Genomic DNA, 6,217 nt, shown 5'->3' with positions numbered 1-6,217 from the left:
ACAGAGGCTACAAAAAATTGATATCAGCAATACCGTAGCGTTTTTAGGATATTTTGATTATATGAGATAAATTGCGCAGCAAGAACTTCTCTTCTTCCTCTATCAATAATTCTTTATTAGGTTGGTCACGGCACGTATGTCATTAGTTTCTTCTCTTAAACACAGTATCTTTGTTCGTATTTATGCTGGACTGCTCATTGTCTGTTTGTGTGTGGCATTATTTGCGCAATTGTTGATGGACACAATCAACAAAGAACGCGTCCAATCTTACCGCGAAAACATGGCCACGGGTGCTTTTCATATTGTTGCTGAAGGCATTGCCCATCAAGAAAGCGAATCGCAGCGTGAATATTGGCTGTCTGATGCCAGTAGCTTGTTCGGTGCAGAATTTAACATTGTGCCTATTAACGAGGTCGATTTTAATGCCAGTGAGCTGCGCCGTTTTGAGAAGGGCAACACCGTCGTTCGCTATGTTGCCCAGCCTATTTATGCTGATGTTTATTATCGCTTGCCAGACAACGAGAGTGTTTTAACCGCACGTATCTCGCAAGTGACCGAACAGCAAGTACGCGCCATCGCGGTATTTTTGCTCGATGATTTGTCTTATTACGCGACTTTATCCGATAAGCGTGCGCGTTTGGCTCAATTGGAAGAGAAGTTTTCTTTCCCATTAGAATTTAGAGCGATAAATACCCTTAATTTAGACCCCGATCAAATGGCACGCTTACGCCGCGATGAGGTCGTCATCTTATTACAAGATACCAATACCAGCAAAAGTAACTCGTCTATTAAAGTGGTCGTGCCGTCTGAAATCAATGATATGGCGATTTTAATCGGCCCGGTACCTTTGTTTAACTGGTTCCCGCTCAATCTGATTGTCAGTATGATTTTGATCAGTATGTTCCTGATTAGCTTAGGCGTGTATGCGCTTATTTTCCCGCTAGAGCGCAAGTTGCAACTGATTCAAGTGGGTGTTAACGAAGTCAGTAAAGGCAATCTTGATATTAAAGTACAGGTCATCGGACAAGATGAAATTGCGCGTCTATCGGCGACCTTTAATGCGATGACGGCACATATTAAGCGTTTGATTGAATCACAGCGCGAGCTAACACGGGCAGTATCGCACGAACTGCGAACGCCGGTGGCGCGTATTCGTTTCGCTGTTGATATGCTAGCGGATACCGATGATGAAGATTCGCGCTTTATGCAGCGTGATTATATTGATGAGGATATCGAAGCACTAAATGGTTTGATTGATGAGATTCTAACGTACGCCAAACTTGAAGAGGGCTCGCCAAAACTGGATTTAGAACCGGTCAATCTGCGCGAGTTACTGGAGCAAATTGAGCGTGAAACCAATGCTTTAGGCAAACCCATTAAGATAGTAACCAAGCTGCCAAATGCAAAAGTAACGGCAGTTGCGGATAGACGTTACCTGCACCGGGTGATTCAGAATTTGGCCGGAAATGCTTTACGTTATGCTGAAACCACGATTATCATTAGTGCTGGGGTGAGAAAAGGCAATGCTTTTGTCAGTGTGGAAGATGACGGGCACGGTATTCCTGAAGCCGACCGTGAAAAAGTTTTTATACCGTTTTCGCGCTTAGACGATAGTCGCACCCGTGCCTCAGGTGGTTATGGTTTAGGCTTGTCTATTGTGTCGCGTATCGCCTTTTGGTTTAATGGCAATATGAAAGTAGACGAGAGCCGTGAGCTTGGCGGCGCACGCTTTGTCATGACTTGGCCGATTAAACCCTTGACCCAAGTTCTTGCAGCCGATGAATTGACACAAGAAAAAAGTGAACGCGATTTCGATGCTTAATTTTTTGTAATGACGGATAAATTGATATTGATGATTTATTAAAATGATTGAAATGAGCTTATTAATAGTAGAGGAGGGCAAGGGATGCCGTATTTGTTTGGTGGTTTAGTGGTATTGAACGCAGCAGCGCTTGGATATTATTTATTTTTGCAGCAGCCAACCAGCACTGAGACCCTAAAGGCTGCGCAGCAAGAAATAACCCTACCTTTAACTTTTAGCAATAGCGCCGAGTACATTCCTCCGGTGATTGGTACTAAAAAGTAGTGTTATTAAAGTGTCGGTAATAACGATCAATTATTAGCGACACTTTAATATTTTCTGTTATTTCTATTCAATTACTAGGATAAACCCTAGCCATCTATATTGCTATCAGCACTGGGTAGTTTTGCATCATCAGCAGCCAATGATGACTCTCCGGCAACTTTAGAGATAAGTGGAATACGGACACAGACTTGTAGGCCGCCATCTGGGTGATTGATGGCCTCGACCGTCCCATGATGCAGGCGCGCGATACGGTCGACAATCGCCAGGCCTAAACCGCTACCCTGAGTAGTACGCGCTGACTCTCCGCGCTCAAACGGTTGCATAATACGCTCTAATTGGTCTTCTGCGACGCCCTCACCGCAGTCGCGCACACATATCAATAACTGCTCTTTTGCTTCTTTATTGACCTCATTTTCAGTCACTACATCGCTGTCTTCTACCACCGTTTTTTCTATAAATGTCGGCACCACAGTCGCGGATAAATAAATGGGCGGTTTGCCGTAACGTTTGGCATTATTAACCAAGTTAATCACCAAGCGTTTGATAGACATTGGCCGTACGGGTACCATTTTGTGACATTCGGATTGATAAATAAACTCCAGCGGCGCAAATTGCACCATGATTTCATTAAATATGGTGTCCAAATTGGTCAGACGCATCGGCTCATCGGAACCGTCTTTCATAAAGGAAATAAACTGCTCCAAAATCGCATCCATATCTTCGATATCGTAAATCAAACCTTCACGGAAAAATTCATCGGGCAGCATCTCAGCGGTTAAACGCATACGGGTCAGCGGCGTACGCAAGTCGTGCGAGATACCTGCCAGCATAATCGTCCGCTCTTTTTGTGCCTGATTGAGGGTAGTAAATAAGCGATTAAATGCCATATTAACTTGGCGGATCTCAGTTGGACCATTGTGGGTCGGTAAGGTAGTAGCGTGACCCAAGCGAATATAGTTGGTCGCCGCACGCTGCAAATAGCGTAGTGGACGATTTAATTGCCGCGCTAATAAAATAATGGTCAGCAAGGTTAAAATTGGTAGGCCAACTAAAAACAATACTAATAAAGCGGGACTGTACTGCGAATAATACACTACCGGCTCGCGAATCCAAAAACTGGTATCGCGACTGTCTTGCACCCATAGCTGCGGCGTTGGTTTAAACTTAAAATACACCTCTACGGGACGACCCAATTGCGCGCCGATTTCGCGCTGCAATACATCGGTAAAGACGCCAACAAACGCCTTATCTTCTATCACCGGAAAATCACTAGGATTATTGACCACCACCACATGTGAATGTTGATAAATCCATTGCCGTACGGCCGGCTCATTTTTCCAGTCTTTATTGACGCTGTTCATCAAGCGCAATTCGCTGGTCAGATAGCGCGCATGGTTTTTAAGCTCTGGCAAATATAGACTGCGCCAAAAAAACGAAATCGATACCCCGACACTGATAATGACAATAAAAGCGACCATCAAGGTGGTAAGCCAACTGTTAGAGTAGGAGCGGGCGAGCCAACCTTTGCGCCGAGGCTGTGATTTTGCGGTGGTCATATATATCCAAAAAATTAATCAAAATATGGGTAAAGTGATTTTCTTTAAAATGGCAGCTAAAGCATGTAAATAAGGCATTTTTATTGAATGTCTATATAAATTAAATATCTAGATAAAAAGTAACTCGCTGTATGCGCGCTTACAAGCTGATGTTTCATGGATTTCTATCATTGCTGGTAGCATAGCATAATCAAATAGTAAGATAGGTTGCTTTACGATAGTCAATTTGCAAGAAGACTCAGACCTGAAATAGCATTCTGTCGCTATAAATTGACAAGATATTTTGAATTGTATTTTACATGCTTTACCATTTAAGCTATTGTTAATAAATAATTAAATAAGCACGGTTTATGTTTTCAATAAAATAAGACTGTGCTATAATTATGCCCTTTTTGGTATACCTGCGAAAGAGAGAATTCACATGGTTGTTATTCGTTTAGCACGGGGCGGTGCCAAGAAACGCCCATTTTATCAAGTAGTTGTTGCTGATCAACGCCGCGCGCGTGACGGTCGCTACATTGAAAACATCGGCTTTTTTAACCCACTCGCTAAAGAGTCTGAAGAAGCAGTGCGCCTAAACATGGAAGCGTACAATGCGTGGATCGCTAAAGGTGCCCAACCTTCAGATCGCGTTGCTTCATTAGCAAAAGCTTATAACAAGTCTGCCGCTCAAACTGAAGCAACTGCTTAAGTTTGTACCGTCAATGAGGCGCTGATAGCTGGTCTATAGCAGTCTCAACAGACTTTAGAAAATATAGCGTAACTGGTCTGACCAGGGTGCGCCATTAACTGTTTATTACTTTTGATTGCGCTTAGCGCTGTTGATTGAATTGTATTTACCTTCGTTTTTTAGTCATTGCTGTATCTATCATTGTTGTTTTAGTCATCGTTAGGTTAGCCGTTATGTCATCTGTTCCAAACGCTAGTGCACTTATGAAAATCGGTCAGCTAAAAAAGCCTTATGGCATTAAAGGCTGGCTGTGGGTATTTAGTGACACGGATGATCGCACGGCAATCTTTGACATGCAGCCTTGGTGGATGAAAACTGCTACTGGCATGAAGCCTTTAACTGTAAAGGCGTGGCGCGAGCAAGGGACGGGCATTGTCGCTCAATTTGAACAAGTCCCTGATCGTAACGTTGCAGAGACCATGAATGGCGTGACCATTTGGGTTGAGCAAAACGTTTTGCCAGAAACCGGTGAAGACGAATATTATTGGTCAGATTTGGTTGGCCTGCGCGTGATAAACGAGCAGGACGAAAACTTAGGCGAGATTACTGAAATGTTTGAAACCGGGGCCCACGACATCATGCGTGTCGCGGCAACGTCAGACAGTTTGGACGCCGAGGAGCGCCTGATACCTTGGCATAAGCAAACGGTGATTGAGGTCAATTTGACTGAGAAAACCGTGCTTGTGGCATGGCAAAGTGATTATTAATCGTAATTTCTTTTGATTGATAAAAACGTCATTCACGCAGTGTTTATGCAAGTAGAGATCTGATGTATTTTGCCGTGATTAGTATTTTCCCTGAAATGTTTGCCACGATTCGTGAGTTTGGAATCACGGGACGGGCAGTCACTCATGAGCAAGTCACGATTGAATGCATCAATCCACGTGATTATACCACGGATAATTATCGTCGTATTGATGAGCGCCCGTATGGTGGAGGTCCTGGCATGGTGATGATGGCTGAGCCATTATCGCAAGCAATTGAGGATGCCCGCCTGCGCGCCCGTCAGCACGGTTGCCGTGTCGACAGTGCGCACTGTCCGGTGATATATATGTCACCACAAGGCAAAACGCTCAGCGAAAGTAGTGTGGTCAGTATGACTGAGTATGACGGCATGATTTTATTATGTGGTCGTTACGAAGGTATTGATGAGCGCTTACTGACGCAGTATGTCGATATGGAAATATCACTTGGTGATTATGTGTTGACCGGTGGCGAGCTACCAGCAATGGTGCTCATGGATAGTGTGATACGTCGTCTGCCTGATATTATGGGTGATGATAAATCCGCTGAGCAAGACTCGTTTGTCGATGGTTTGCTTGATTGTCCGCACTATACCAAGCCGCATGAATTTGCTGGGTTGGCGGTCCCTGAAGTTCTACTTTCAGGTCATCATGGCAATATCGCTAAGTGGCGCTTTAGCCAACAAGTCGAACGTACGCAAGCGCGGCGTCCAGATTTATGGCAAGCGTTTACGCCAACGGTCGAGCAAGCAAAGTGGCTCAAAGCATTGGCAAAAGCAGATAAAAAATAGCGTTAATAGTGGTTAATAAATAAACAGTTAAGTAATAAAATTTTGAGCAACAATAAAACGTGTCATAGCATCATGGCCGTTGGTCATAACCCATTTACGTTGTAGTTATTATTAATCCAAGATATTAATAATAGCTATGATTCATTATTACAAACAGGTGATATGCGTCAAGCCTCTATTATCTAATGTGAGGAGATAACTCTCATGAGCAACAAGCATCCATTGGTTCAGGTCATCGAAAATGCGCAATTGATTGAGCGCCCAAGCTTTGCACCCGGCGATACCGTTGTGGTTCAAGTAAAAGTACGTGA

The 6,217-nt window shown here is 43.8% G+C and carries 6 protein-coding genes and 1 pseudogene; 6 read left to right on the top strand and 1 reads right to left on the bottom strand.

The window, feature by feature from the left end:
- The first annotated feature begins 136 nt into the window (after positions 1-136).
- Together V7D75_RS08070 and V7D75_RS08065 are read left to right on the top strand one after the other, a co-directional pair.
- Positions 137-1,822, top strand: coding sequence for an ATP-binding protein (locus V7D75_RS08070; protein ID WP_333614149.1), 1,686 nt, complete (start codon positions 137-139; stop codon positions 1,820-1,822).
- A gap of 84 nt (positions 1,823-1,906) precedes the next feature.
- On the top strand, positions 1,907-2,086 hold the full coding sequence (locus V7D75_RS08065) for a hypothetical protein (RefSeq protein WP_200662735.1): 180 nt from the start codon (positions 1,907-1,909) through the stop codon (positions 2,084-2,086).
- Positions 2,087-2,172: 86 nt separating this feature from the next.
- On the opposite strand, the gene V7D75_RS08060 is transcribed toward V7D75_RS08065, so the two are convergent.
- Entirely contained in the window at positions 2,173-3,642 is a 1,470-nt protein-coding gene (locus V7D75_RS08060) for an ATP-binding protein (RefSeq protein ID WP_333614148.1), read from the bottom strand.
- Between the two features lie 421 nt (positions 3,643-4,063).
- Here V7D75_RS08060 and rpsP point away from each other — a divergent pair, with 421 nt between their 5' ends.
- The 4 genes and pseudogenes from rpsP to V7D75_RS08040 form a co-directional block, all read left to right on the top strand.
- A complete protein-coding gene (rpsP, locus tag V7D75_RS08055; protein ID WP_021812802.1) occupies positions 4,064-4,333 on the top strand; it encodes a 30S ribosomal protein S16 in 270 nt (89 codons plus the stop codon).
- A gap of 212 nt (positions 4,334-4,545) precedes the next feature.
- A complete protein-coding gene (gene rimM, locus V7D75_RS08050; protein ID WP_333614147.1) occupies positions 4,546-5,079 on the top strand; it encodes a ribosome maturation factor RimM in 534 nt (177 codons plus the stop codon).
- Positions 5,080-5,141: 62 nt separating this feature from the next.
- The gene (trmD, locus tag V7D75_RS08045; RefSeq protein WP_333614146.1) at positions 5,142-5,906 is read left to right on the top strand and encodes a tRNA (guanosine(37)-N1)-methyltransferase TrmD; all 765 of its coding nucleotides are present in this window, start codon (positions 5,142-5,144) and stop codon (positions 5,904-5,906) included.
- 204 nt (positions 5,907-6,110) lie between these two features.
- A pseudogene (locus V7D75_RS08040) lies at positions 6,111-6,217 on the top strand (50S ribosomal protein L19); the annotation flags it as partial.

This window comes from Psychrobacter sp. (assembly GCF_036731945.1).
Taxonomy (GTDB): domain Bacteria; phylum Pseudomonadota; class Gammaproteobacteria; order Pseudomonadales; family Moraxellaceae; genus Psychrobacter.
This window is presented reverse-complemented; position numbering and strand designations above follow the sequence as displayed.

Excerpts from the sequence above, each read along its gene's own strand:
- V7D75_RS08070 (WP_333614149.1), top strand. The coding sequence starts at position 137 with ATGTCATTAGTTTCTTCTCTTAAACACAGTATCTTTGTTCGTATTTAT.
- V7D75_RS08065 (WP_200662735.1), top strand. The coding sequence starts at position 1,907 with ATGCCGTATTTGTTTGGTGGTTTAGTGGTATTGAACGCAGCAGCGCTT.
- V7D75_RS08060 (WP_333614148.1), bottom strand. The coding sequence starts at position 3,642 with ATGACCACCGCAAAATCACAGCCTCGGCGCAAAGGTTGGCTCGCCCGC.
- rpsP (WP_021812802.1), top strand. The coding sequence starts at position 4,064 with ATGGTTGTTATTCGTTTAGCACGGGGCGGTGCCAAGAAACGCCCATTT.
- rimM (WP_333614147.1), top strand. The coding sequence starts at position 4,546 with ATGTCATCTGTTCCAAACGCTAGTGCACTTATGAAAATCGGTCAGCTA.
- trmD (WP_333614146.1), top strand. The coding sequence starts at position 5,142 with ATGTATTTTGCCGTGATTAGTATTTTCCCTGAAATGTTTGCCACGATT.